We start from the raw sequence: 22,712 nt of genomic DNA, 5'->3' as shown, positions 1-22,712 counted from the left end.
GGACGATGGCCGCCATTATACAGGGGTAGGATCAGACTGCTTGTATGAGTTGCGGGCGGGGACGACGAACCTTGGGAAGCGCGGCGTATGTATCCTTTTCGGTATCCCGGTATCCGAGTGCAGCAATAACCACGCTATTCAAACCCTGTTCCCCAAGTCCCAGAAGGTTGTCCAGGGCGGGTGGCTCGAAACCTTCCATTGGTGAGGCATCCACTCCTTCTATGGCTGCTGCGCTCAGTGCGAAACCCAGGGCAATGTAGGCCTGTCGGGCAGCCCAGGCCCGTTTGATTTCCTCAGACTCGAATCCATTGATGGTTCCCTTGATGGCGTCTCCGTACTCCTGCAGATTGTCGACGCCAATACCCCGTTGTTCGGCAGTCAGTTGGATGAACTGATCGACCAACGGATCATTCAGGTTGGTCATGGTCGCGAACACCAACAGGTGTGAGCACTCCGTGACTTGGGGTTGCGGAGCCGCCTCCTCACGGATTTGGGCGAGTAGCGATCGGTCGGATACCACCTTCACCACATAAGGCTGCAGGCCATAGGAAGAGGGTGCCAGGTGAGTTGCCTCCAGGATGCGATTGAGCGGCGCTTCAGGAATGCGTTGACCACTCATTCGTTTCGTGGCGTAGCGCCAATGCAAAGCTTCTAGAAAGTCCATGATGTTCTCCTTACGTTCTTGGGGTGAATGCTCCCGGTAACGATCGCCCAAACGGGCGATGCGGATCGACCCCGGAATCGCGAAATGAGTTTTCACGAAATGGGGGCTGATCGACCGTATCGGTTCATGGATCATGGCGATCTTCTGATGAGGAGAACGCCGTATGAGATCCGAAGCTGCCATCGAGAATTTTCAACCGGACGCCGTATCTCTGGTCCTGCTCCTGGGAGTAGGGGCGTTGATTGCGCTGATGTTGGGCCTGCTTATCCCGCTATCACTGGCAATTGGCAATATCTACCGCACGACACACTGGCCAAGGGGAGCCTCTCCGGAACAGTTGGCTCCGGGCATGCTTCTGGGCGGCGCGATCCTGATACTTGCGGTCATTTACAGAAACGCTCTTCACCCACCTTCCTGAGCCAGCTCGGGTTTGTGATCACACCGGCAGGTTTGCTGTTCGGGATTCTGTTTTTTAACGAATCCTTTGGCTGGGCCGTATGGGGTGGCGTGGCATTGCTAATGGTCGGGGTCGTGTTTGCGAACAGACCGGTAAAAAGCCGGGACATTACATCGTGAATTAAGGGGAATCGAATGGCAGAATAGGCCGGTGTCAGCTACATCTCGTTCCTACCCCGCGGGCCCGGAGGTTTGCTTTGCCCATGTTCGGCCAGATTACAAGTGATCCGCTCTCAGTGCTTGAGTACCTCGCCACTGCGCGGAACGCTGGTTCCCCCTGTGCACTGGTGGTCCTGGTCTCAGTGGAAGGGCCGGCTTCGCGATCTCCCGGGACCCTCATGGCGGTGAGGGACAACGGAGAGTACGTTGGATCCCTGTCGAATGGCTGTCTGGAGTCCGATGTTGTGTCCCAAGCACAGGAAACCATGGCAGCGAATCAGGTGAGACGTATTCGTTATGGTGCCGGGAGTGATTATCTGGATATCCAGCTGCCTTGCGGCGGTGCGGTCGTTCTCCTGATTATTCCCGATCCTTCGCCAACCTGGCTGGATAGGGCCATCACCTGCCTTCACAGCCGGAAACGTTTTGACCTTGATCTGCGGGATCTTCTGCCTGGAAACCTGGAACTCGCCGAATCTTACCCACGGATTCAATATCAGCCGCGCCTGCAACTGGCAATTTGCGGTCGGGGCGCCGAACCCGTGGCCCTTGCCCACCTGGCACAAAGCTCAGGCTTTGGCGTGAAGGTGTATCTGCCAGAATCAGAGGAGGTGGCGCGGTTGGCCGCTCAGGGGATTGACGCTCAAATTATCAGCCCCACAGCATTTGACGGAGCATCGCTGGATAACAGAACCGCGTTTGTCGCGATGTTTCACGATCACGACTATGAAATCCCTTTACTGGGTAAGGCATTGGCAAGCAGGGCTTTCTACATCGGCGCCATGGGCAGTCATCGCACCCATGAAGCCCGATTGGTAGCGTTGCAGGATCTGGGCTACAGCGCCACTGAGTTGAATCGCATTCACGGCCCCATAGGACTGGTTGGCCCCATGAAGGATCCGCAACGTCTGGCGATCTCGGTATTGGCTGAGATACTGGGCGAGGAAAGTCCCCAGATACAAACGGTGTAGCGAGGGACGGATCAGGAGGAAACCATGATCCGTTCCATTACTCACCGAGGTGGGTAATCGTCAGAAGTACATCTTTCGGATCATCGCCGGCATGACACGCAGGCTTGCCCGTACAAAGTCGACTGGCGAACGGGGGGCCACCAGATGTAGCGCGCTATGAATGGCGTTGTTGCTGGCCTCATCCTGCGGGTACCACCACAGATTGCGTTTGGCTTTCAGCCAGTCCCAGTTGACTACTTTGGGATGGGTCATCTCCAGAAGCCCCTCCGGGCCGTGGGTGCGACCAATCCCGGACTCACCGGGACCGCCCCAGGGCAGATCGGACATACCGTGGGTGTAGAGGTGATCGTTAATAGCGACCACGCCACCTTTGATGCGATCCGCCAGTTTCTTGCCCCGAGCTGTATTGCGTGTCCAGATGGAAGCGGTCAGAGCCATTGTGCAGTCATTGGCCAGAGCCACCGCTTCGTCCTCGGTCTTGAAGGACATGACGGGAATCACGGGCCCAAAGGTTTCCTCACGCATCAGGGCCGTGTCGTGATGCACATCCGTCACCAGGGTAGCAGGATGGAATTCGCCTTCCTGATCACTGATAGCCTGTGACTGGGCCACAATTTTTGCACCATCCCTGACTGCGTCGGCCAGCTGCCCTTCAACGAACTGGCGTTGTTTGGCTGTGGTCATCGAACCAATGTCCACGGAACACTTGTCATCGGGAACACCGTGGCGTAACGCCTTTGTTTTCTCTGCCATCAGCTCCACAAACTGGTGATACACCGACTCATGAAGATAGACCCGTTCAACGCCACCGCAGGATTGACCGGCATTCTGATAGCCCGCCCAGGCGGCGCCATTGGCGGCCCGCTCCAGGTCGGCATCGTCCAGAACAATCATCGGGTCCTTCCCGCCCAGCTCCAGCGACACCGGGGTCAGCGTAGCAGCGGCCTGGGCCATGATCTGTTTACCCGTAGGCACCGAACCGGTGAAAAACAGCTTGTTGATTCCGTTGTCAAACATCGCGCTGGACACCTGTCCACCTGAGCCGACGATATGGTGGAACAGGCCATCCGGCAATTCGGCGGCGGCCACGATATCCTCGATGGCTTTGCCAACCAGCGGTGTTGCGGCAGCCACTTTCAGGATAATGGCATTACCGGCCATCAGCCCCATAACGACTTCGCCGAACGGAATGGATAATGGGTAGTTCCAGGGGCTGACGATGCCGACTACGCCCAGCGGTTCGTTACGAATCTCCGACCGCTTGCCGATCCAGAGCAGGCTGGAGGGGCCCCGGTATTCTGGCTTCAGCACCCCTTCGGCGTGCTTGCCGTACCAGTCACACGCCATCAGACAGGGCAATACCTCTGTTGCCAGCGCGTCCATACGTGTTTTGCCGTTACTGTCGCTGACGATGCGGGCCAGCTCGTCGGCATTGTCACGGATATAGTTCCGCATTTTCTTCATGTGCTGGCGGCGCTGTGCAAACGACTTCTCCGCCCATATGGCCTGAGCCTTCCTTGCCTGACTGAACATTTCAGGAATCTGGTGAGCTGGCGTGTAGGGCAGGGAGCCCAACGTCTGGCCGTTGGCCGGATTAGTGGCCGATAATTCAAGTGTGGGAATGTCTTGTTTAACCATTTCCATTTCTGGAATCCTCCTTTGGGGGGATAAAGCCTCTGGCGCACGCCAATTGTTGGACTTGTGGTGACTCGTGGTCTTGAAAAATGGCAGACCAAACTGGTCCTACCATATGGTATCGACTCCATGACGATGGCGTTGGGTTATTAAATGACAGTTTGGGGTTAAAAAATGACAAAGGTGCGCGTCTACGGCGCTAGCGGCGCTTTATACATGGACGGTGGCACCGATTCCCAGCGCTTGAAGGCCTTCCGGAAATTGGCAATATCCGAGTAGCCCAACGCGTACGAGATTTCCTGAACGGTCATCTGACCGGTTTCCAGGTATCGCGTTGCGAGCTGGTGGCGAACATCCTCAAGAATGTCCCTGTACGATGTGCCTTCTTCAATCAGTCGGCGATGGAGGGTTCTCGGTGTGACATGGAACCGCCTCGCCGTCATTTCCAGCGACGGGAATCCATGGGTACTTTGCAACATGATCCTGCGAACTCGGACCCCCCAGGTTTGTTCAGAAGACAGCTTCTCCAGTTCCTGCTGGCAGACTTTCAGCCCTTCCTGAAAACTGACGGTATTTGCAAGTTTCAGGGGTTGGTCAATGGTTGCCAGGGGCAGGGAAAAGCCGGCTGAGTCCTGATTGTAGGCAACCGGGCAGCGAAACATCGCTTCCGCCAGCTTTGCATCGCCATCAAAAGGAAAGGTGACCTCCCGGATGTCGCAGGTCCCCATGGTCGTGAAGTCCAGAATGTTCCGAATGGCCAGAACAATGGCTTCGGTAACCGGTCGGCGAACGTCCTCCAGCGGTCTGTTCTCGTAGAAGCTCACCCATAACCGGTCACCCTGCTGGGCGGACTCCATCGTCACCATATCGGTCCTGAGAACCAGATATCGCTCCAGTAATTCAATCACTTGCCGGGTAGTGCCACTGCTTAATGCTGCGTAGCCAAGGATGCCGTGGGTATTGATCAGCAGCCGTTCTCCGATCAGCAGTCCCAGCGCCTTGTCATTGCAGAATCGGCCGGCGTCCAGCAGCAGTTGCCGGAATGTTGCCCAGGGCATGGTGATCAGGGATTCCTCGGACTCATTCGGGTCAATTTTCAGATGCCGCAGCCAGCCCTCTGTCGGCACGCCAAGAGTCGCGACAATGTCGATGATCTGGAGGATGTAGTGATTGGGCAGGGTGATTCTGGATTTGGGCATTTGATGATTGTCAATTTATCACCCATGGATGTCAATAAATGACCCCGCGATGTTCGGTGAGGAACATTAGCATGTATCCGTGCGAACAAAAAAAGGGGGCCGATGATGTTTTCTTTATTCCGCAAGCGTGTACCGAAAGAACATTGGGCAGAGATCAACGGGGAAGCCGTCCGGGTAGTTCACAAGGAAACGATCCTGCACGCGGCACTGAGGGAGAACATCGATTTTCCCCACAGTTGCCGCGTCGGGGGCTGTGCATCCTGCAAATGCCGTCTGGTCGAAGGGACCGTGAAAGAGTTGACGGACATTGGTTATATCCTCAATGACGATGAACTGGATCAGGGTTACATTCTGGCGTGCCAGAGTGTCCCGACGAGTGACGTCACCATTGAAGTGGACGTGACGGCGCAGAAACAGCGTAGGACGGTTCCGGGACGGGTGGTGCTGCAGGAGCGGTTAACCCACGATATTACCCACCTGAAATTACAACTCGACCAGGCGCTGAACTACAAAGCCGGCCAGTACGCGGACCTGACCCTGGATTCCCTACCGGGGCGGGCCAGGAGCTACTCCTTTGCCACCCCCTGTCGGACAGATGCGACGCTTTCCTTCTTCGTTCGCAAAGTGCCCGGTGGCCAATTCTCAACAGCAGTGAATGAAAAGGACTTGCTGGGTCACACCGTTATGGTGGACGGCCCGGCAGGGAAATTCTGGTTACGCCCATCAGATGCCCCATTGATTCTGATCGCCGGTGGCAGCGGTCTCGCGCCGATCCTGGCGCTGCTGAAAGACGCTGTGGAAGGGCAGAGCCACCGGCCGGTAACTTTGTTGTTCGGCGCCAGGTCTCAGCAGGATCTTTACCGGTTGGATGACATTCGGGATCTCGCGCTCAAATGGTCAGCAGCCTTCACCTTCATCCCTGTTTTATCCCAGGAAGCCGAGAATTCGGATTGGACGGGCGCCCGTGGACGGGTGACCGACGTCATCCCCGGGCTGTCATTGCAGGGATCGGAGGCCTATCTGTGCGGTCCGCCAGGAATGATCGATGCCGCCGAAGCCAGGTTAATTGAAGGGGGCGTCAGCCGGACAAACATTTATGCAGACAGATTTACGACCACGCGGGATGCACTGGACGCTGACGCCTCAGCCTTGGCCATATAATCAATAATATTAAAAACAAGAGGGTAAAAGATGATCTTATTACATTACTTGAAGTTCTTTCTCTTCCACGGAATCGGGCTCCTGGCTTTGGTGTCTCTGGTGGCTGGCGGCCATTGGATCAGTCTGGGGCTGTTGGCGGTCCTGGTGATCTACATTGTCGGTGACGCACTTTGCGGTGATGACACAACGACACCAGAATTCAGGCGCCCCACTGTACTGACGGTGCAATTATGGATGGCACTGCCGTTGTTGTGTCTGGTCGTTTTCGCCTCCGTCTGGAGCGTCAGTTCAACGGATGTCGCCGGGTTTGGTGCCCTGGTTACCGAACTGACGGGATACGATGCGGTCCTGGCTCGCGATGCCACTCCCTTCATACACCACCTCTCAGGTGTGGTGCTGACAGGACTGATGATCGGAATCATCGGCACCATTACCGGCCACGAACTGACGCACAGAACCTGGGACCCGGTATCCATGCTGATTGGACGCTGGTTGCTGGCATTCAGTTTCGACACGGTGTTTTCGATTGAACATGTCTACGGGCACCACCGCTACGTGTCGACCACCGAGGATCCGGCGACGGCCCCCCGTGGGCGCAACGTTTATTACCACGTTGTGGTATCCACCCTGAAAGGCAATGCCAGCGCCTGGAATATCGAGCAACGGCGCCTCAGGCGTAAAGGTCACTCGGCCTTGTCCTGGCGGAATGCGGTGATCCGGGGACACCTGATGAGCGCAATGCTCGTGGCTGCTGCCTTCGCCATGGGAGGCGTTGGCGCCATGGTGTATTTCATAGCCTGCGCTCTGTGGGGCAAGGCCTTGCTTGAGATTGTTAACTACATGGAGCATTACGGCATGGTCCGTCATCCGGAAACGCCGGTGCAACCGCGGCATTCCTGGAATACCAACAAACGCATCAGCTCCTGGACCATGTTTAATCTGACACGCCATTCCCACCATCACGCCCAGGGCGAGGTGCCGTACCAGGATCTGAAACCGTTCCCGGACTCACCGATGATGATCAGCGGTTACCTCACCACCATTGTGGTCGCAATGATTCCGCCGCTCTGGCACAAGCTCATGACACCAAAAGTCCTTGAGTGGGATGAGAAATATGCCTCTTCGGAAGAGCGCGTCCTGGCATCGCAGGCCAATGCCAGGAGTCGCATTCCTGCGCTTATGAAACATGCAAACCAATAAGTCCATAAACAACAAAAGGAAAGAAAAATGCGTAAATTTATCAGTGCCCTGACTTTATCGTGTGTTGTTCCTTTCGCCTCAGCAAACACGCTTTCTGTCTGTGTATTCGATGTCATCGGCGCCAATGGTGATGTGTATAACCTGATGAAGGACTTCTCACTGGAAGCAAAGTCCATCGGACTGGATCTCAAACTGAAGCCATACACCGATGAAGGTGTCGCAGTTGGTGATTTTAACGCAGGGCAATGCGATGCCGTCGCAGCCACGGATCTGCGAACCAGGCCTTTCAACCGTTTCACCGGGTCCATCAGTGCCGTTGGCGCTCTGCCAACCTACGATGACCTGAAAACCATGCTGGCCACGCTGGCGCAACCGAAAGCAGCGCCTCTCATGAAATCCGGTGGCTTTGAAGTGCTTGGTATTTTTCCGATTGGGGCAGGGTATCTGTTCGTCGACGATCGCAGTATCAATTCCGCCGCCGCGCTGGCCGGCAAACGGATGGCCACGCTGGATTATCAGAAAGACGCCATCCACATGGTGAACTACGTTAAGGCCACCGTGGTTCCCTCCGATATCACCAATTTCGCGGGAAAGTTTAACAATGGCTCCGTCGACACCGCCTATGCGCCGGCCTTTGCGTATGAAGCGCTGGAGCTCTACAAGGGACTCGAGCCAAACGGCGGTATCGTTGATTACGCGCTGGCTCAGTTAACGGTTCAGCTTATTGTCCATGATGAGATGGTTGACGATGAAACCGCCCAAAAAGCCAGAAGTGTTGCCTGGTCCATGTTTCCGCAGACCATGGAGCTAATAGGGGGACAGGAATCAGCCATTCCCGAAGAGAGCTGGATTTCGATCTCTGAGAAAGATATTGAGGGGTATCAGGAAATGTTCCGCCAGAACCGAATCCAGATGCGGGACGGTACCAACGGAGCGCCAACGGTCTATGACCCCAAAACGCTGGCGTTGATGGCAAGGATTCGCTGCAGCAGTAATCCGACAGCGTCTGAATGCACTGCACCTGACCGGGAATAGTCAATTAGCCTATACTTCCGTAGTCTACTGCACGGAAGCACCTCAATGATCCCGGTTCCATGGGTTTGCTTTGGGCAGAATGTGAAAGCCAAGCTGCTGCCGGCGGGGTGTGGCTGACAATCATTGAGTTCCGCTCACCCGACCATCTGGGTGAGCGGATCATTTGCCACTATATTTCGGGCTCAGGATTTATCCGGGAACATCGAAAGGGCCTCCTTCAGGACCCTGACTGACTCGCCGTGCTTGCCCTGCTCGTGCAGGGTTTGCCCCTGATCACGGAGCGCTTCGATGTTACTTTCTGTGGCACCGTCGAGTTCGGCGGATTCCAGTTTTGAATCTACCTGGGCGACTAGAGCGGGGCACTGCGAAGCTGCCACAGTGCCGGCAAGGAACAGCCCAAATAGTAGTGCAGCTAGATAACGCATAGTGTTTCCTCCTTTCGCACGCCTTAAATCAGCATATACAGACCCTGTGTAATTGGCCAATTACAGACGTGCAATCAAGTATTCCGGTAGTTCAATCATGTTGTTCTCTGGTTATTCGGCGATTTTCCGTCTTTAATAAAGTTGAGTAGAACGGTATCCGGGATGCTTCAACAACCCGGACTATTTCTCATCTACCGGTGCAGCCGTCATGAATGAAGATACGCTCTCCGGCCTGCTGCGCTGTGTCCGTTTGCGCGGAGCATTATTCTTTCACGTCGAATGCGTCGGCGCCTGGGTGACTGAGGCGCCGGCCGCTCATCTGATTGCCCATGCCGTGATGCCAGCTTCCGAACACATGATGGAATATCACGTGGTGTTAAACGGATCTTGTTGGGCAGGTATAACGGGCGAGGCACCGTTTGAAATGAATGAAGGGGATGTGATCCTCTTTCCTCACGGCGACCCTCATGTGATGTCCAGTATCCCGGGACTGCGAGCGGAACCGGATCTCGAATATCTGGTTGCTACGCTGAAACAGTGTTCGGGATTGCCGTTCATGCTTTGCCAGGAGGATGACTTTCGGGCTCGGCCTGCAACAGCGGCACAACAAGGGCCGGATAGTGCCTCTGGCGCTGTGTTGCTCTGTGGTTTTCTGGGATGCGACAAGGGGCCATTCAACCCGTTGCTGACCGCATTACCACGAGTGATGCACGCTCGTGCCAACGAACTGACTGACGGTAACTGGGCCGGGCAGCTTGCCAGACTGGTTGAAGCCGAGTCGCGCTCAAAAAGACCAGGTGGTGAAGCGATCCTTGAGCGTATGAGCGAAATGATGTTTGTGGACCTGATCCGTTTTTACCTCAGCAAAATGCCGGAAAGCCAGACCGGCTGGTTGGCGGGACTGCGTGATCGTCATGTTGGTCGGGTGCTGGGGCTGATGCACCAATCCCCGGCTGACGCCTGGACGCTGGAGAAGCTTTCAGATCATGCGGGCCTCTCCCGATCTGCGTTACAGGACAGATTTGCGGAACTGGTCGGACAACCGCCCATGCAATACCTCAGAAGCTGGCGGATGCAGGTCGCTTCCAACTTGCTGGTCGAATCCAAAGCGAAGATAGCAACTATTGCCGGCGAGGTGGGATATGAATCCGAAGAAGCGTTTAGCCGTTCATTCAAGCGCGCTGTAGGCTTATCTCCCGCTGCCTGGCGTCGTGAGCGTTCGGTTCCGCCGGCCCTTTACTGAACTCAGGTATTTCAGTCATCAACGCTGGACGAATGATCATTCATCCACAATGCCGATGCTCCCATCATGACTATGTCCACAGGGACAACCTCACATCTCTACCTGATATGGAAGAAACATGATGGAAGCAATGCAAACATTTGATGAAGATAAACTGAATGCCTTTGTGGGGCAGGTACTTGGCGATCTGGGTGGTGCCTACAGCGCTGCTTTGGTCAAGATTGGCGATCGGCTGGGTCTGTATCGCGAACTAAAGAGCAGGGGGCCTGCAACCTCGTTGGAACTTGCCGAGCGGACCGGCTATTCCGAACGCTACCTTCGGGAATGGCTGGCGCACCATGCAGCTTCGAACTATCTCGCGTATGACAGGACAACCAAGCGGTTCTGGTTACCCCCGGAGCAAGCGATGGTGTTCGCTGATGAGGACAGCCCGGTTTACATGATCGGCGGATTTGAGAATGCGTATACCACATTTGAGAATGAGCCCAAAGTAAGCGAAGGGTTTCGCACCGGTGAGGGCGTAGCGTGGGGCGATCAGGCCCATTGTATGTTCTGTGCAGTCGCCAAGTTCTTCCGCCCGGGCTATGTCCATAATCTTGTGCAGCATTGGCTTCCTGCGCTGGATGGAATGGTCGAAAAACTGGAGCGTGGCGCGCGCGTTGCGGACCTCGGCTGCGGTCACGGCCATTCCACATTATTGATGGCGGCGGCGTTCCCGAACTCCACGTTTATTGGCTACGACTTTCACGGTGGGTCTATCGATTCCGCGAATGCGCATCGTGATGAACATGGTCTGGCCCCGGATCGAGTCCGGTTTGAGCAGGCCACGGCCACGGATTTCGACGGCGGTGATTTTGATCTCGTGACCTGCTTTGACGCATTGCATGATATGGGGGATCCGATCGGAACTGCGTGCCACGTGCGGAATCAGCTTAAGCCGGATGGCACCTGGATGGTGGTGGAGCCCATGGCAGCCGATGAACTGAGCGACAACTTTAACCCGGTAGGACGGCTGTTCTACGCTGCCTCAACGAGTATCTGTGTACCTACGGCACTGGCACAGAGGACCGGCTTTGCGCTCGGGGCCCAGGCGGGAGAGCGCAAACTCACAGCCGTTATCAAGGAGGGTGGTTTCAGCAAGGTACGAAGGGCAGCGGAAACTCCGTTCAATATTGTTCTGGAGGTGCGTCCCTGAGTTCCTGGAGTAAGTCCGCTGGCCTGATAATGTCTATTGGGCTGGCGCTGATTCTGACGGGCTGTGGTGGCAGCTCGTCAAATTCCTTCGTGGTTAGCACTCGATCACGTTGACTGCCAGGCCCCCTCGTGACGTCTCTTTGTACTTATCGAGCATATCCCGCCCGGTTTCCCGCATGGTGCGTATCACCTTGTCCAGAGAGACAAAGTGCGAGCCATCGCCGCGTAGCGCCATGATGGCGGCGTTTATCGCATCGACTGCCGCTACGGCGTTGCGTTCGATGCAGGGCACTTGCACCAACCCGCCGATCGGATCACAGGTCAGCCCGAGGTGATGCTCCATACCGATCTCCGCGGCGTTCTCAACCTGTTCCGGTGTGCCTCCGGTCACGGCGGCCAGCCCTGCCGCCGCCATCGCGCAGGCGGAGCCGACTTCGCCCTGGCAGCCCACTTCGGCACCGGAAATCGAGGCATTTTCCTTGAACAGGATGCCGATGGCCGCTGCTGTGAGAAGGAAGTTGATGACGCCGTCTTCGTTGGCATTGGGGCACCAGTTCCAGTAATAGTGCAGGACAGCCGGAATGATGCCGGCGGCGCCGTTGGTGGGAGCAGTCACCATGCGACCACCGGCGGCGTTTTCTTCATTCACCGCCAGCGCATAGAGATTGACCCAATCCATGGCGCTCAGTGAGGGCGAGATCAGGTCCTGGCGGTTCATTTCCATCAGGGATGCGTAGAGATCCGCCGCCCGTCGTTTAACCTTGAGTCCGCCCGGCAGGATGCCTTGGTTCGTGATACCGTTTTGTACGCACTCCTGCATTACTTGCCAGATCTGAAGGATCCCCGTCCGGATCTGGGCCTTGCTTCGCCAGACCTGCTCGTTGGCCATCATCAGCTCGGCGATGCTCAACCCGTGGACCTTGCACTGACTAAGCAAGTCGGCGCCACTCTTGAACGGGTACGGCAGGGACGTCTTATCTTCCACAATCCGGTCCGCGCCGGCGGCCTCATCATTAACCACGAAACCGCCGCCTACGGAGTAGTAGGTACGTTGGCGTACCACCGCGCCGTCAGCATCGAAGGCCGTGAACATCATACCGTTCGGGTGGTAGGGCAGGGATTCCTTACGGTGGTAGGTCAGGTCGGTCTTTTCATTGAAGGCAATGGGATGTTCTCCCTGCAGGCAAAGCTCGCCCTTCGCGTTTATTTCGTCCGTTCTGGGTCGCAGGATATCGGGATCAACGGTATCCGGCCGATGGCCTTCAAGCCCGAGCAATACCGCCGGGCCCGTACCGTGACCTTTACCGGTCGCACCCAGCGAACCATACAGCTGAATGTCGACACGGGCGACGCCGCTCAGCCGCCCGGATTCTTTCAGTCCACCGACGAACCGACAGGCGGCCTGCATCGGACCCACGGTGTGGGAGCTGGATGGCCCAATGCCGATTTTCAACATATCAAACAGACTGATGGCCATGATGAACTCTCCGCTGCTGGTCGCTAAAAGAACCTGACGAACCAGGCATCAGTTATTAAATGGGGGCTAACTCAATAGTAGGCCTATCGGAGATTGTCGATATGCTCGGGCCCGACATGGGATCGAAGATTTGCGACAGGGATGTTCTCTCGGAGGCCCGCAAAGTACTCCCTTGGTACTAGTGCGAAAAGATGGTCAGATCCGTTCGTTTTGAATAGATCAAAAAAAACACAATCCGGGTAAATTAAAATCGTGAAGGAACCGTATATCTGTATAGGTAAGGAGTTTAGAACCGAATCGTTACGTTCCAGAGGGTGGCATGATGTTAATCCAACAACGTCCATCATTTTTGGTAAAAGAGAATCGGCAATATGCCGGAACCGGCGGTTTGAGCGAAAACAACGCCCATGTCCGTTTTGTTCCAGCCTTTAAAGACTCTTATACCGGCCAGGTAGTAATATCCCGATATCGCGACGGTCGTCCTGCACCATTTCATCTGGTAGATGGCTTGCCTGACGAATGGACAACCAACAGGGACCTGACGGGCAATGTTGTAGAGCTTAAAGCCACTGTCATTTCAGGGTTCGTTCGATTGGGGCGTTTCTTTACACGCCAGGAGGCCTCGGAGTTTGTGGAGCAGCTAACTTCTTGAGCTTCAGGACTCAGGTGTCCAATGAAGGAAAGGTGGTGACGTGGCAATTTCTCAGCTGAACCAATTTCCTTAGAACTTCCTCGCCAGGATAGCCGCGGTGGCTGCTGGCAGGCCGAATACGAGGATGAAGATGGGGAGCTCATCCATAAAGGAGTAGCCGGCGTGATAAATGCCGACCCCCATATTGAGCGCTGATAACACAAACCAGACTACCAGGTAGAGCGGCAGCGCGGCGCTGAACGTGCGGCCCGCAGTCCTGGCACCAGCTATGGTGAGTGCCAGTAATACGAAACCACCGAGAATGACAAGAAAGGTGTGCATTTAGTGAGTTCTCCGTTGTCACAAACGATTGAGGAGGCGGTAACATCGCCTCCTGTCGATTTCAGGCTTACTTGGTAGTGTAGCCGCCATTAACGAGAATCGTTTGACCAGTCATCCACCAACCTTCAGACACCATAAAGCGGACATACGGGACGATATCCTCGATTTCCGTCAGCCCGGATCTGGAAAAGGGTGAAAGGGCGGCCGCCGTTTTGTGGAAAGCCACGGCCTCATCACTTTCCGCGGGGTAGAAGAACGGTGTATCCATCGGGCCGGGGCCAATGGCTGTGACCGAAATGCCGCGTTCACCGAACTCCTTGGAAGCCGCGCGGGTAAAATGCTCCACCGGGGCTTTCAGTCCGGCATAGGCGGAGTAAAAGGGTGTGTACGCACCGAGTAGGGAAGTGACGATGGTGCAGATCTTGCCATGCGTATTTGTCGAAGCACGGAATGCCGAAGTCAGCAGGTGATCTGGCGGAGGATCACGTACTCGTAAACTACTCGCCGAATCTGCCTGCATTTGCTGCGGAATGGGAATATCTCGATGAAGAGAGGGAATGGACGGTAAAAATGCAAAGCAGGATCACTGTGGATAATGCGGAAGCTTATATCGCCAGCGCAATGGCTCGCATGGGCATTATCCAGGTCCCGAGGTTTGACGTCGCGGATGCCCTTGAAGAAGGAACCCTCGTCCAGGTGTTGAACGGCTACGAAGCGCCTTCGGTGCCAATTTCCTTATTGTATCCGAGCCGCCGAAACGTGCCGTTGAGGGTTCGGGTGTTCCAGAAATGGGTAACGGAGTTGCTGTCAGCTCACGGTGTGTTGAACGAACATTAGGCTGGTTCCGGTGATATACCTGTGAGGTATTTGGAGCGCTGGCTTTCTCAATACAGGGCTTCTGCGCGCTTATTGAGTTGTTTCTATTTCTTCTGACGCGTAGTAGTCAAGGGTCGCCAATATTTCAGGCAGGCATGATAAGAAGGCCTCGACAACCGATGGATTAAAGTGCTTGTTTGACTGGCTCTTTATAAACTCTATGCAGTCGTCTACGGGCCAGGCAGTTTTATAGGGACGACTCACGGACAAGGCGTCAAAAACATCGGCCACCGCAACTATCTGGGCTGATTGAGGGATGTCTTCTCCGGCCAGGCCCTCAGGGTAGCCGGTACCATCCCACTTTTCGTGATGATACAGAGCGATTTCGGCTGCCATTGTCATGAGTTCACAGTTAGCTTCACTGAGAATGTCATAACCAACAGTAGTGTGAGTTTTCATAATCTCCCACTCCTGGGGATCGAGCTTTCTGGGGGCTTTCAGAATGCTGTCGGGAATGCCGATTTTTCCTGTGTCATGGAGTGGCGCGGCCATTTCAAGCAACTCAGCCTGCTCCTTGTTCCAGCCCAACGTGAGGGCAATATGGCGGGAGTATTCAGCCATTCGCCAAATATGCACGCCTGTATCCGTATCATTGTAATGTCCCGCGCGTCCCAGCATGAACACCGTTTCTTTATAGCTTCGTTTCAATTCGTCCTGATGCACAAGGAGCAGGTGGGTTTGTACGCGGCGCTTCACAATAGGGGCAGAGAACGGTTTGTGGATGTAATCAACGGCGCCCAAGTTGAAGCCTTTAAGCTCTTCCTCGACCTTGGTTAACGCTGTGATGAAGATCACGGGAATACGATGGGTGGCGGGCTGTTGCTTGAGCCAGCGGCAAACCTCAAACCCGCTGATCTGTGGCATGGAAACATCGAGTAGTATCAGATCGGGTCGATGCTTTATGGCCGCGTCTTTGGCGAGCTCACCGTTGAGGGCAAACAGCAGGTCATAATCCTGCCTGAGAATCTGGCGAAGAACCTCCAGGTTATTGGGTTCATCATCAACAATCAGAATCTTCTTCATCCCGCGAATCCTCACTTTCACCAATGGAGACAAGAAGCCTGGAAGCAAGGCGACTAGCTAATACAAAATCAAACTGACCCAGCGCCTTCCGTATTGGTAGTACGTCTTGCAAGTGCCAGCATTCAGACAGGTCCTGCAGGATTGATTCTGACCGGTCAGGATTAAGATAGTTCAGGGATGTAATCAATTCCCTTACCCGGAGGGTCGCCAGTTCCCGGTTGACGTTAAGGACCTCTGGGTACTCATCCGGGGCAAGACAGGGTGGCCACTTACTCAATGTTGACTTTATCGCGACAACTGCATCACGGACAGCACGAATCGCTGCAGCGGGAACCGTTGTCGGTGCGGCTTCCACGGTTGATTCAAGGGCTTCAGACGCGCGGCTAAGGGGCATTAGCCCCAGATTTGCGGCAGATCCTTTCAGTAGGTGCGCAACGTCTTTCAGTGCTTTTTTGTCATCTTTGGAAAGAGTTTTCAGTGAGGCCAGTCTCTGCAACTCAGCATCGTATTTGGACAGCTGGCTCGCAAACAGACAAAGCCCACTGGCATACTCCTTTTCGTTTCCCCACATAGTCAGTGCTGACGATACATCGGCTAAAGCAGCCAGCGGGCCGAAATCTATGTCGGAACTTTCCGGGGAATGCCGGTCGCTCTGCAATGTTGTTCCCTGGCCTTGCGGCACAAGGAACTCCATGCGCCTCAAGAGCTTAAGGGCGTTAATTGGTTTGCGTTCTACTGCATCCATGCCCGCGGCCAGGCAGTTTGCGCGGTCTTCTTCAGTCACGCTTGCGGTCAGGGCAATGATTGGGATGTGTTCGCTTTCACCCTCGATGGCCCGTATTCTCCGAGTCGCCTCCAGTCCATCCATGACCGGCATCATCATGTCCATCAGGATGAGGTGGAACTTTCCGCTCTTGTAGGCCTCCAACGCCTCCTTACCATCCCGGACCCACGTAATTCGATGGCCCTCGGACGATAATCGTGTGGTCACTAGCTGAGCGTTGGTTTCAATGTCTTCGGCCAACAGGATATTGAAGCGTCTGTGCGATACGGGTTCGAGTGGTTGCATGAAAGCAGCCTGATACTCGTTCGCTGTGCCGGCTGGCGCTGATTCCAGAGGAAGCTCGAGAGTAAAGCAAGTTCCATGACCTAACTCACTCTCTGCGAAGATTTGCCCCGACATTCTCTCTGCCAGCTGCTTGCATATGGAAAGTCCCAGCCCGGTACCACCGAATCGGCGGGTTATGGAAGCGTCGGCCTGACTGAATGGATCAAAAACCTGTTGAATCTGATCTTCATTCATACCGATACCGGTATCTTTTACGGTAATGCACGTTAAATGGTCTTTCGCATAGAGATAGACCGTCACACCACCGGAATCGGTAAACTTTACGGCATTACTGAGCAGGTTAAGGATGATCTGCCTTATTCTGGTCGGATCGCCCAACACGTTCTCCTCCGCATCCGAGGCAATGTCCAGACGAATGTCCAACCCCTTTTCAGCGGCTCTTCTGCTCATCATGGAGATCGTATCGTGAAGAAGGCTCGGCAGGTGAAAGGTGGTTGTCTCGATGGACATCTGACCGGCTTCGAGTTTCGAGAAATCGAGAATGTCGTCGATGATCGACAGCAAGGAGTTGCTCGCGGTCCAGATGATTTCCGATTGATTTCGGGCTTCCGACGGCAGGCCCGTCGTATTCATCAGCAGTTCAGCAAACCCCATAATGGCGTTCATGGGGGTTCGAATTTCATGGCTCATATTGGCGATGAATGCCGACTTCGCCTGGCTTGCGGCCTCCGCCCGTTGTTTGGCTGAGTGCAACTCCTCCTCAACCTGTTTTTCCCGGGTAATATCCCGAACAATGGCGGTAAAGAACAGCTGATCGCGGATAGGGGTCTCGGACACTGCAAGGTACAGAGGAAACTGGCTGCCATCTTTGTGCACAGCGACAACTTCACGACCCGAGCCAACAATCGCGGATTCACGGGTCTCCAGATACTTCTGGATATAGGCGTCGTGTTTCTCTCTGTGGGGGGAGGGCGTTAACAGGGAGATATTCTGCCCGATGACCTCGCTGGCTTTGTAGCCAAAAATTGATTCTGCTGCCGGGCTGAATTCCTGGACGATACCGTGTTCATTGATCACCACAATACCATCGATTGCACTATTGATGATGCTGCGGAGCCTTTCCTCTTTGGCCTGAATGTCCCGTTCGATCCGTTTTTGATCCGTAATATCTACAACCCAGGCCAGAATGCTCTCTGCACCGCCAAAGGTCATAGTGACATAGTTGGCAAGAGCATCCCGGACGGTGCCGTCCTTGGCGAGGAACTGTGCCTCATGGTCCATCAGGCTCTGTTTGGTCTCACGTTCCTTGCTTAAAGAAGTGCGATTGTTGGGTTGAACGTAAAGAGCATCAATGTCCATACCAACGCGTGCGCCAAGCATTTCCTGCAGCCTGGGATTGGCGAAGAGAAGCTTTCCGTTCGCCGATATGCCCAGGCCAATTGGACTACTGTCCAGAATTTTCTGAAGTTGCTCCCGTTCGTCTTCCAACTGAACCCTGTCGGCTCTCAAATCATCGGCCATTTGGTTAAAGGAATCGCCCAACTGTGCAAGTTCATCGCGGCCGGAAACCTTGATCTGATGCTCAAGATTGCCCGCTGCGAATTCTGCGCTGGCTTTTGTCAGAGTACGTATCGGTCGGGTCAGGTTGTGTGCGAAATAGAGGCTGACAAAAATAGCCAGCGCTACTATGCCAGCCAGGAAATACAGCCAGACAATGAGTTTCTGACCGATAGCATGATACGCCGTACTTTGATCAAAGCCGACCGCCAGACCAGCGCCGAGGAGGGGGATTTCCCGATAGAAAACCAGGTACGTTTTTTCCTCAAAGTTGAACGTACTGTAGTTTCCGTTTTGTACCGTAAGGAGGTCCTGTTCTGAGAGGTGGCGAATCAAACGCTCTTTAATGTCACTATCACTTTCGGGTAAAAGAGCCGGCTGGTTGATATTCGAAGCGTTCAGCCCGAGTAACTGACTACCTGAATTCCCGTATACAATCGTGCTGACTTCGGCCTTACCGTAGGATGCGTCGAGCAGTAGCGTAGACACGGCTTTATCAATATTGAGCTGAAGTGCGATCACACCAAGTATCCGATCTTGCGCAATCATTGGCGAGGCCAGAAACATCGCCCAGCGCTCTGAAGGGGGGTAGAACTCAATATTCGAAGAGACGGTTGAAATGGATGATTGGGAAACCCGGAAAACCTTTGATAGCGCTGACTCTGTCAGGGTTCCGGTTAACAGGTTATCGCGAAAATCGCTCTCCTGTTTCAACGTAACGAAAATGTCTCCATTTCCTTTTATGAAAAACAGGTCGTAGTAGTCTAATGACCTTAGATGGATCGTTATTTCCTCTATTTTTGAATCAACCAGATTCCGGTACAGGGCACTGTCGGAAGCGTTCTCCGAGGCTTCCTGTAATTCCACAAAAAGGCTCTGGATTTCGGGATCTTGAGCTAACGTCGCTAAATGACGTTTTTTCTCCCTGATAAACGACATCAATTGAGAGGCTCGGTGATCCATGGTTGTCGACAGCTGACTGAGAGTTTCAGCCTTCATTCGCTCCCTTTCTGCCTCCAGGCCGTACAAGCCAATCAACAACGCCGGTACCAGTGCTACAGCTACAAACGTTATTAGTAGCTTGCTGCGGAGTGTCAGGCTATTCCACATGTCATTCCGCCTTCGCTTTATGAAGCATGCGTTCCCATTCCGTCACGGAGAAGCCGAGCGGATAGGGTTCTGGCGGAATGACAGAATCGGATTCCCACACGATCGGTAAAGGGATCCGGTTCTGATGGGCTGCGATCTGGCTGAATTGATATAGGTGCCCGGTTTCCGGATCCGCAAAAATATGGCCGCCGAGTAGCCGAATGCCGCGATTTCTGATGCTGGCGTTGACCGCCCTGGGTTGGGGGGTACCGATGTGCTCGACCGCCGTTCGCCACAGCGTATAGCTAATAATGGTCGCGGCCATGGTTGCACTGATTGGGTACCCTGATAGCTCGTGGCTCAAGGCGTCCGCAATGACAGGGTCATTTGGTTGTATCCAGTGTTCGGGGTTATAGATATAGCTCCATGACAGATAGCTATGACCTTGAAGGTTGGGGAGTGATCTGGCCGCATTCTCGTCAAGGCTTAAAGAAATAACTGCAGGAAGGGGCTTATTCGGTTTTGTACCGTAGATTTGGTCCATGGCTCGGAAAAACGCTTCATTGCCGTCTCCGTTAATACTGTTCAGGACAAAGTCCGCACCGGAAAGAACGATCTCCTCGGCCAGGGCCTTGGCCGCATCGTGATCAACGAGATCCAGATAGCGTTCGTTAATCACTTCCAGGCCAATCTTGGGCGCGAGAATACGCGTTATGAGGTTCAAACTCTTCGGGTAGACGTAGTCCGACCCGACCAGGAAGAGCTTGTTGCCGAAAGTTTGTTGCGCCCAGATTAATGATGGGAATAGTTGTTGGTTCGGCGTGGCGCCGGCATAGATGATGTGCTCGGATCGTTCCAGCCCTTCATGTTGGGCAGGGTACATCAGTAAGGAATCGTAGCGCTCGATAACGGGCTTAACCGCTTTACGTGCAGAAGACAGCCAGCAACCAAATATCACCGATACTGCTTGTTCCTTGATAAGAGATTCTGCGTGCCTGGCGAAAATGGAAGGATCGGACGCTCCGTCCGCTATGATCAGCTCAAGGGGACGGCCAAGAAGACCACCTTGACGATTAGTCGCCGCGACGAGGGCGCGAAGTGTTTCTACCTCCTGAATTTCGCTCGAGGCCATGGTACCCGTCAGCGAGTGCAGGGCGCCAATGCGGATTGGCTCAAGCGGCTCGCGAAGGCCAAATCCTATGGCAACATAGATCCCGATGATCAGAAGGCAGGAGAGGGCAAAACGGAGAGATCTCCGACTGCTTTTTCGTGCGCCCATACATTGCACACCTCAGTAACAGAAATTACGCTCCAGCAGCTATGATTTCGTTAATGTTCGTTAGATGAGTATATGTCAGTTCCTGTGCCGGCAGTGGACTAATCCCTGCAAGATTGATTCGAGTCAATTTGGTGGGCCCGAAGACGGTTTTCCTCACTAGTTGGCCGCAGGAAGGGCCAGGCTCCGTGGTAGGTTTCCGGTATTTGCGCCAGGCATGTTACCTTCAAGCTCGGCGAATCGATTGACTATAATCAACAATTTGAGGCTGGCGGGTAGACTTTATGAACGTAATTATCATCGGCGCGGGGATTATGGGAACCACTTTTGCCACTCTGGCAAAGGAGCTGGCACCGAACCTGGATATCACCATCCTGGAGAGACTGGACGGTGCCGGGGCTGGAAACTCATGGGCATTTAACAACGCCGGTACAGGGCATGAAGCGAACTGTGAGCTTAACTATACCCCGGTGGATGAAGAGGTCATTTCGGTAGAAAAAGCCGAGAAGATCCATGCTCAATTCAATGTGGCCAAACAGTTTTGGGCTTATCTGGTTGAAAAGGGCGCGATCAAAGACCCTCAAACGTTCATTCATCAAACAAAGCACTGCACCATTGTTTCCGAACCTTCAATCGAAGAACTGAAATTGCGATTCAAGGAAATGTCGGCTCATCACTTTTTCGAGCACATGCGTTACTCGGAAGACTTCGATGAAATAAAAAGCTGGATTCCTTACACCATGGAGGAACGGCCTCGTCATGAAAAGATGGCAGCTACCGCCATTGAAACAGGCACCGATGTTAATTTTGGGGCTCTTACAGAACAAATGGCTGCGCATGCCGTGAATGATCTCGGCGTTAAAATTGAGTACGGCACTCATGTTAAGCGCGTACATCGCAGCCCTGCCGGAAGTTGGCTTGTTGAAACTGCAAGCAGGGGATCCGCAGTTCAGTATAAGGCGGATGTGTTGTTTGTAGGCGCAGGTGGGGGGGCATTCCCGATCCTGAAAAGAAGCCACTTACCCTTCCGTAGCCGGTACACCGGGTTTCCGGTTGGCGGGCGGTTTTTGCAGGCTCCGATCAGCGAAGAACAGGCCAGGCATTACAGTGCCAAAACCTATGGCAAAGCGAAAGTTGGCGCGCCACCCATGTCCGTGCCGCACCTGGATTTGCGGCTGGTGGACGGTCAGTACTACCTGTTATTTGGACCTTTTGCATCATTCAAACCTCTCCTAGAGAAAGGTCGGGGCTTTCTCGATTACCTTGGTTCAATTCGTCTGCACGATATTCCGAGCTTGCTGAGTGTCGCCCTGGAGCATTTCCCCTTGGTTAAGTACCTGGTTTCGGAGACTTTCAAGGGCAAGAAGAGCATGTTCGAGGAACTTGAGAGCTTTGCTCCTGGCTTGAGCAAAAAGTTCGACTGGAAACCGGTTCAAGCCGGCCAGCGAGTGCAGATTATCAAAGACGGGGATTTGCAGATGGGCACAGAAATTGTCGTGTCCCCGGAGGAATCCTTTGGGACTTTACTGGGGGCATCGCCCGGGGCATCGGTGTCGCCGGAAGTCATGTTGCGCTGTCTGGAGCAATTGCTGCCGACTATTCTTACCAAAGATGAAGCCAGAAAAAAGCTGAATGAGATGTTTCCCGAGCATGATCTGGAGACGTTGATCAATGATCCTGCCCGTTACCGGGAGATTCGCGATGCAGTCAATAAACGGTTGGGGATAATCCAACCCGAGGCCTAATGAGGTCGAATCCATAACGCATCAGGCATTCGCCCATGCGCTGATCGATGAAGCGGGCGTGGATCTGGCGTTGGTATACGAAGTCGTGGGGATAACTTGCTTGAGCTTTTAAAGCCACCATGATCGAAATCGAGGAACCTGGAAAACTGCTTACTGAGCGTTCGTTATCGCACAGACAACTCCGTTCAACTTAATGACAATTGTTTTCACTGGTGATTCAGCCAGAGCTGCCCCGACCATCTAAAGGGTCAGCAAGGAGCAATAGTCATTAAAACATTCAGGTTC

The 22,712-nt window shown here is 54.1% G+C and carries 19 protein-coding genes and 1 pseudogene; 10 read left to right on the top strand and 10 right to left on the bottom strand.

Annotated elements, in window-relative coordinates:
• Window positions 1-31 precede the first annotated feature (31 nt).
• On the bottom strand, window positions 32-664 hold the full coding sequence (locus tag Q0Y21_RS09880; RefSeq protein WP_297794478.1) for an NAD(P)H-dependent oxidoreductase: 633 nt from the start codon (window positions 662-664) through the stop codon (window positions 32-34).
• A 163-nt stretch (window positions 665-827) separates the two neighbouring features.
• On the opposite strand from Q0Y21_RS09880, the gene Q0Y21_RS09875 reads away from it, so the two are divergent.
• Together Q0Y21_RS09875 and Q0Y21_RS09870 are read left to right on the top strand one after the other, a co-directional pair.
• Entirely contained in the window at window positions 828-1,082 is a 255-nt protein-coding gene (locus tag Q0Y21_RS09875; protein ID WP_297794475.1) for a hypothetical protein, read from the top strand.
• A 241-nt stretch (window positions 1,083-1,323) separates the two neighbouring features.
• Window positions 1,324-2,250 carry an XdhC family protein gene (locus Q0Y21_RS09870; RefSeq protein ID WP_297794473.1) on the top strand — a complete coding sequence of 309 codons (927 nt, stop codon included), beginning with the start codon at window positions 1,324-1,326 and terminating at the stop codon, window positions 2,248-2,250.
• Window positions 2,251-2,310: 60 nt separating this feature from the next.
• On the opposite strand, the gene Q0Y21_RS09865 is transcribed toward Q0Y21_RS09870, so the two are convergent.
• Window positions 2,311-3,894: an aldehyde dehydrogenase family protein gene (locus tag Q0Y21_RS09865; RefSeq protein WP_297794470.1), complete on the bottom strand. Its 1,584-nt coding sequence runs from the start codon at window positions 3,892-3,894 to the stop codon at window positions 2,311-2,313.
• Window positions 3,895-4,076: 182 nt separating this feature from the next.
• A complete protein-coding gene (locus Q0Y21_RS09860; RefSeq protein WP_297794467.1) occupies window positions 4,077-5,084 on the bottom strand; it encodes an AraC family transcriptional regulator in 1,008 nt (335 codons plus the stop codon).
• A gap of 102 nt (window positions 5,085-5,186) precedes the next feature.
• Here Q0Y21_RS09860 and Q0Y21_RS09855 point away from each other — a divergent pair, with 102 nt between their 5' ends.
• Genes Q0Y21_RS09855 through Q0Y21_RS09845 form a run of 3 tightly spaced genes read left to right on the top strand, consistent with a single transcriptional unit; the run spans window position 5,187 to window position 8,480 of the window.
• Window positions 5,187-6,245, top strand: coding sequence for a 2Fe-2S iron-sulfur cluster binding domain-containing protein (locus Q0Y21_RS09855; RefSeq protein ID WP_297794464.1), 1,059 nt, complete (start codon window positions 5,187-5,189; stop codon window positions 6,243-6,245).
• A 30-nt stretch (window positions 6,246-6,275) separates the two neighbouring features.
• Window positions 6,276-7,445, top strand: coding sequence for an alkane 1-monooxygenase (locus Q0Y21_RS09850; RefSeq protein WP_297794462.1), 1,170 nt, complete (start codon window positions 6,276-6,278; stop codon window positions 7,443-7,445).
• A gap of 27 nt (window positions 7,446-7,472) precedes the next feature.
• Window positions 7,473-8,480 carry a putative solute-binding protein gene (locus Q0Y21_RS09845; protein WP_297794459.1) on the top strand — a complete coding sequence of 336 codons (1,008 nt, stop codon included), beginning with the start codon at window positions 7,473-7,475 and terminating at the stop codon, window positions 8,478-8,480.
• Between the two features lie 182 nt (window positions 8,481-8,662).
• On the opposite strand, the gene Q0Y21_RS09840 is transcribed toward Q0Y21_RS09845, so the two are convergent.
• Entirely contained in the window at window positions 8,663-8,905 is a 243-nt protein-coding gene (locus tag Q0Y21_RS09840) for a hypothetical protein (RefSeq protein WP_297794456.1), read from the bottom strand.
• Between the two features lie 208 nt (window positions 8,906-9,113).
• Between Q0Y21_RS09840 and Q0Y21_RS09835 the strand changes: the two genes are divergently transcribed.
• Together Q0Y21_RS09835 and Q0Y21_RS09830 are read left to right on the top strand one after the other, a co-directional pair.
• Complete coding sequence (locus Q0Y21_RS09835) at window positions 9,114-10,148, top strand: AraC family transcriptional regulator (protein ID WP_297794453.1); 1,035 nt, start codon at window positions 9,114-9,116, stop codon at window positions 10,146-10,148.
• A 130-nt stretch (window positions 10,149-10,278) separates the two neighbouring features.
• Window positions 10,279-11,343 (top strand): class I SAM-dependent methyltransferase, encoded by a 1,065-nt coding sequence (locus Q0Y21_RS09830; protein WP_297794451.1) that lies wholly within the window; start codon window positions 10,279-10,281, stop codon window positions 11,341-11,343.
• A gap of 93 nt (window positions 11,344-11,436) precedes the next feature.
• Here Q0Y21_RS09830 and Q0Y21_RS09825 read toward each other — a convergent pair whose 3' ends face one another.
• On the bottom strand, window positions 11,437-12,819 hold the full coding sequence (locus Q0Y21_RS09825; RefSeq protein ID WP_297794448.1) for an L-serine ammonia-lyase: 1,383 nt from the start codon (window positions 12,817-12,819) through the stop codon (window positions 11,437-11,439).
• 319 nt (window positions 12,820-13,138) lie between these two features.
• Between Q0Y21_RS09825 and Q0Y21_RS09820 the strand changes: the two genes are divergently transcribed.
• Window positions 13,139-13,471 (top strand): hypothetical protein, encoded by a 333-nt coding sequence (locus Q0Y21_RS09820; RefSeq protein WP_297794445.1) that lies wholly within the window; start codon window positions 13,139-13,141, stop codon window positions 13,469-13,471.
• Window positions 13,472-13,540: 69 nt separating this feature from the next.
• On the opposite strand, the gene Q0Y21_RS09815 is transcribed toward Q0Y21_RS09820, so the two are convergent.
• Both Q0Y21_RS09815 and Q0Y21_RS09810 read right to left on the bottom strand, forming a co-directional pair.
• Entirely contained in the window at window positions 13,541-13,792 is a 252-nt protein-coding gene (locus Q0Y21_RS09815; RefSeq protein ID WP_297794443.1) for a hypothetical protein, read from the bottom strand.
• Window positions 13,793-13,859: 67 nt separating this feature from the next.
• Window positions 13,860-14,222: pseudogene (locus Q0Y21_RS09810) on the bottom strand (SDR family oxidoreductase); the annotation flags it as partial.
• A 20-nt stretch (window positions 14,223-14,242) separates the two neighbouring features.
• Here Q0Y21_RS09810 and Q0Y21_RS09805 point away from each other — a divergent pair.
• Entirely contained in the window at window positions 14,243-14,629 is a 387-nt protein-coding gene (locus Q0Y21_RS09805) for a LysR substrate-binding domain-containing protein (protein WP_297794438.1), read from the top strand.
• Between the two features lie 69 nt (window positions 14,630-14,698).
• On the opposite strand, the gene Q0Y21_RS09800 is transcribed toward Q0Y21_RS09805, so the two are convergent.
• From Q0Y21_RS09800 to Q0Y21_RS09790, 3 genes are read right to left on the bottom strand one after another with little or no spacing between them, the layout of a single operon-like run.
• Window positions 14,699-15,691 carry an HD domain-containing phosphohydrolase gene (locus tag Q0Y21_RS09800; protein ID WP_297794433.1) on the bottom strand — a complete coding sequence of 331 codons (993 nt, stop codon included), beginning with the start codon at window positions 15,689-15,691 and terminating at the stop codon, window positions 14,699-14,701.
• A complete protein-coding gene (locus Q0Y21_RS09795; RefSeq protein ID WP_297794431.1) occupies window positions 15,669-19,427 on the bottom strand; it encodes a PAS domain S-box protein in 3,759 nt (1,252 codons plus the stop codon). The genes Q0Y21_RS09800 and Q0Y21_RS09795 overlap by 23 nt, the downstream gene beginning before the upstream one ends.
• A gap of 1 nt (window position 19,428) precedes the next feature.
• Complete coding sequence (locus Q0Y21_RS09790) at window positions 19,429-20,685, bottom strand: transporter substrate-binding protein (protein WP_297794429.1); 1,257 nt, start codon at window positions 20,683-20,685, stop codon at window positions 19,429-19,431.
• A 281-nt stretch (window positions 20,686-20,966) separates the two neighbouring features.
• Here Q0Y21_RS09790 and Q0Y21_RS09785 point away from each other — a divergent pair, with 281 nt between their 5' ends.
• Window positions 20,967-22,427: a malate:quinone oxidoreductase gene (locus Q0Y21_RS09785; protein ID WP_297794426.1), complete on the top strand. Its 1,461-nt coding sequence runs from the start codon at window positions 20,967-20,969 to the stop codon at window positions 22,425-22,427.
• Window positions 22,428-22,712: the final 285 nt, after the last annotated feature.

Origin of the sequence: uncultured Marinobacter sp., from assembly GCF_947259545.1 — a bacterium.
Classification (GTDB): Bacteria; Pseudomonadota; Gammaproteobacteria; order Pseudomonadales; family Oleiphilaceae; genus Marinobacter.
This window is presented reverse-complemented; position numbering and strand designations above follow the sequence as displayed.

Coding starts and splice junctions, on each gene's coding strand:
- Q0Y21_RS09825 (WP_297794448.1), bottom strand. CDS start 12,819: ATGGCCATCAGTCTGTTTGATATGTTGAAAATCGGCATTGGGCCATCC.
- Q0Y21_RS09830 (WP_297794451.1), top strand. CDS start 10,279: ATGCAAACATTTGATGAAGATAAACTGAATGCCTTTGTGGGGCAGGTA.
- Q0Y21_RS09865 (WP_297794470.1), bottom strand. CDS start 3,894: ATGGAAATGGTTAAACAAGACATTCCCACACTTGAATTATCGGCCACT.
- Q0Y21_RS09785 (WP_297794426.1), top strand. CDS start 20,967: ATGAACGTAATTATCATCGGCGCGGGGATTATGGGAACCACTTTTGCC.
- Q0Y21_RS09835 (WP_297794453.1), top strand. CDS start 9,114: ATGAATGAAGATACGCTCTCCGGCCTGCTGCGCTGTGTCCGTTTGCGC.
- Q0Y21_RS09820 (WP_297794445.1), top strand. CDS start 13,139: ATGATGTTAATCCAACAACGTCCATCATTTTTGGTAAAAGAGAATCGG.
- Q0Y21_RS09860 (WP_297794467.1), bottom strand. CDS start 5,084: ATGCCCAAATCCAGAATCACCCTGCCCAATCACTACATCCTCCAGATC.
- Q0Y21_RS09850 (WP_297794462.1), top strand. CDS start 6,276: ATGATCTTATTACATTACTTGAAGTTCTTTCTCTTCCACGGAATCGGG.
- Q0Y21_RS09875 (WP_297794475.1), top strand. CDS start 828: ATGAGATCCGAAGCTGCCATCGAGAATTTTCAACCGGACGCCGTATCT.
- Q0Y21_RS09880 (WP_297794478.1), bottom strand. CDS start 664: ATGGACTTTCTAGAAGCTTTGCATTGGCGCTACGCCACGAAACGAATG.
- Q0Y21_RS09790 (WP_297794429.1), bottom strand. CDS start 20,685: ATGGGCGCACGAAAAAGCAGTCGGAGATCTCTCCGTTTTGCCCTCTCC.
- Q0Y21_RS09855 (WP_297794464.1), top strand. CDS start 5,187: ATGATGTTTTCTTTATTCCGCAAGCGTGTACCGAAAGAACATTGGGCA.
- Q0Y21_RS09815 (WP_297794443.1), bottom strand. CDS start 13,792: ATGCACACCTTTCTTGTCATTCTCGGTGGTTTCGTATTACTGGCACTC.
- Q0Y21_RS09840 (WP_297794456.1), bottom strand. CDS start 8,905: ATGCGTTATCTAGCTGCACTACTATTTGGGCTGTTCCTTGCCGGCACT.
- Q0Y21_RS09845 (WP_297794459.1), top strand. CDS start 7,473: ATGCGTAAATTTATCAGTGCCCTGACTTTATCGTGTGTTGTTCCTTTC.
- Q0Y21_RS09870 (WP_297794473.1), top strand. CDS start 1,324: ATGTTCGGCCAGATTACAAGTGATCCGCTCTCAGTGCTTGAGTACCTC.
- Q0Y21_RS09800 (WP_297794433.1), bottom strand. CDS start 15,691: ATGAAGAAGATTCTGATTGTTGATGATGAACCCAATAACCTGGAGGTT.
- Q0Y21_RS09805 (WP_297794438.1), top strand. CDS start 14,243: ATGCCGAAGTCAGCAGGTGATCTGGCGGAGGATCACGTACTCGTAAAC.
- Q0Y21_RS09795 (WP_297794431.1), bottom strand. CDS start 19,427: ATGTGGAATAGCCTGACACTCCGCAGCAAGCTACTAATAACGTTTGTA.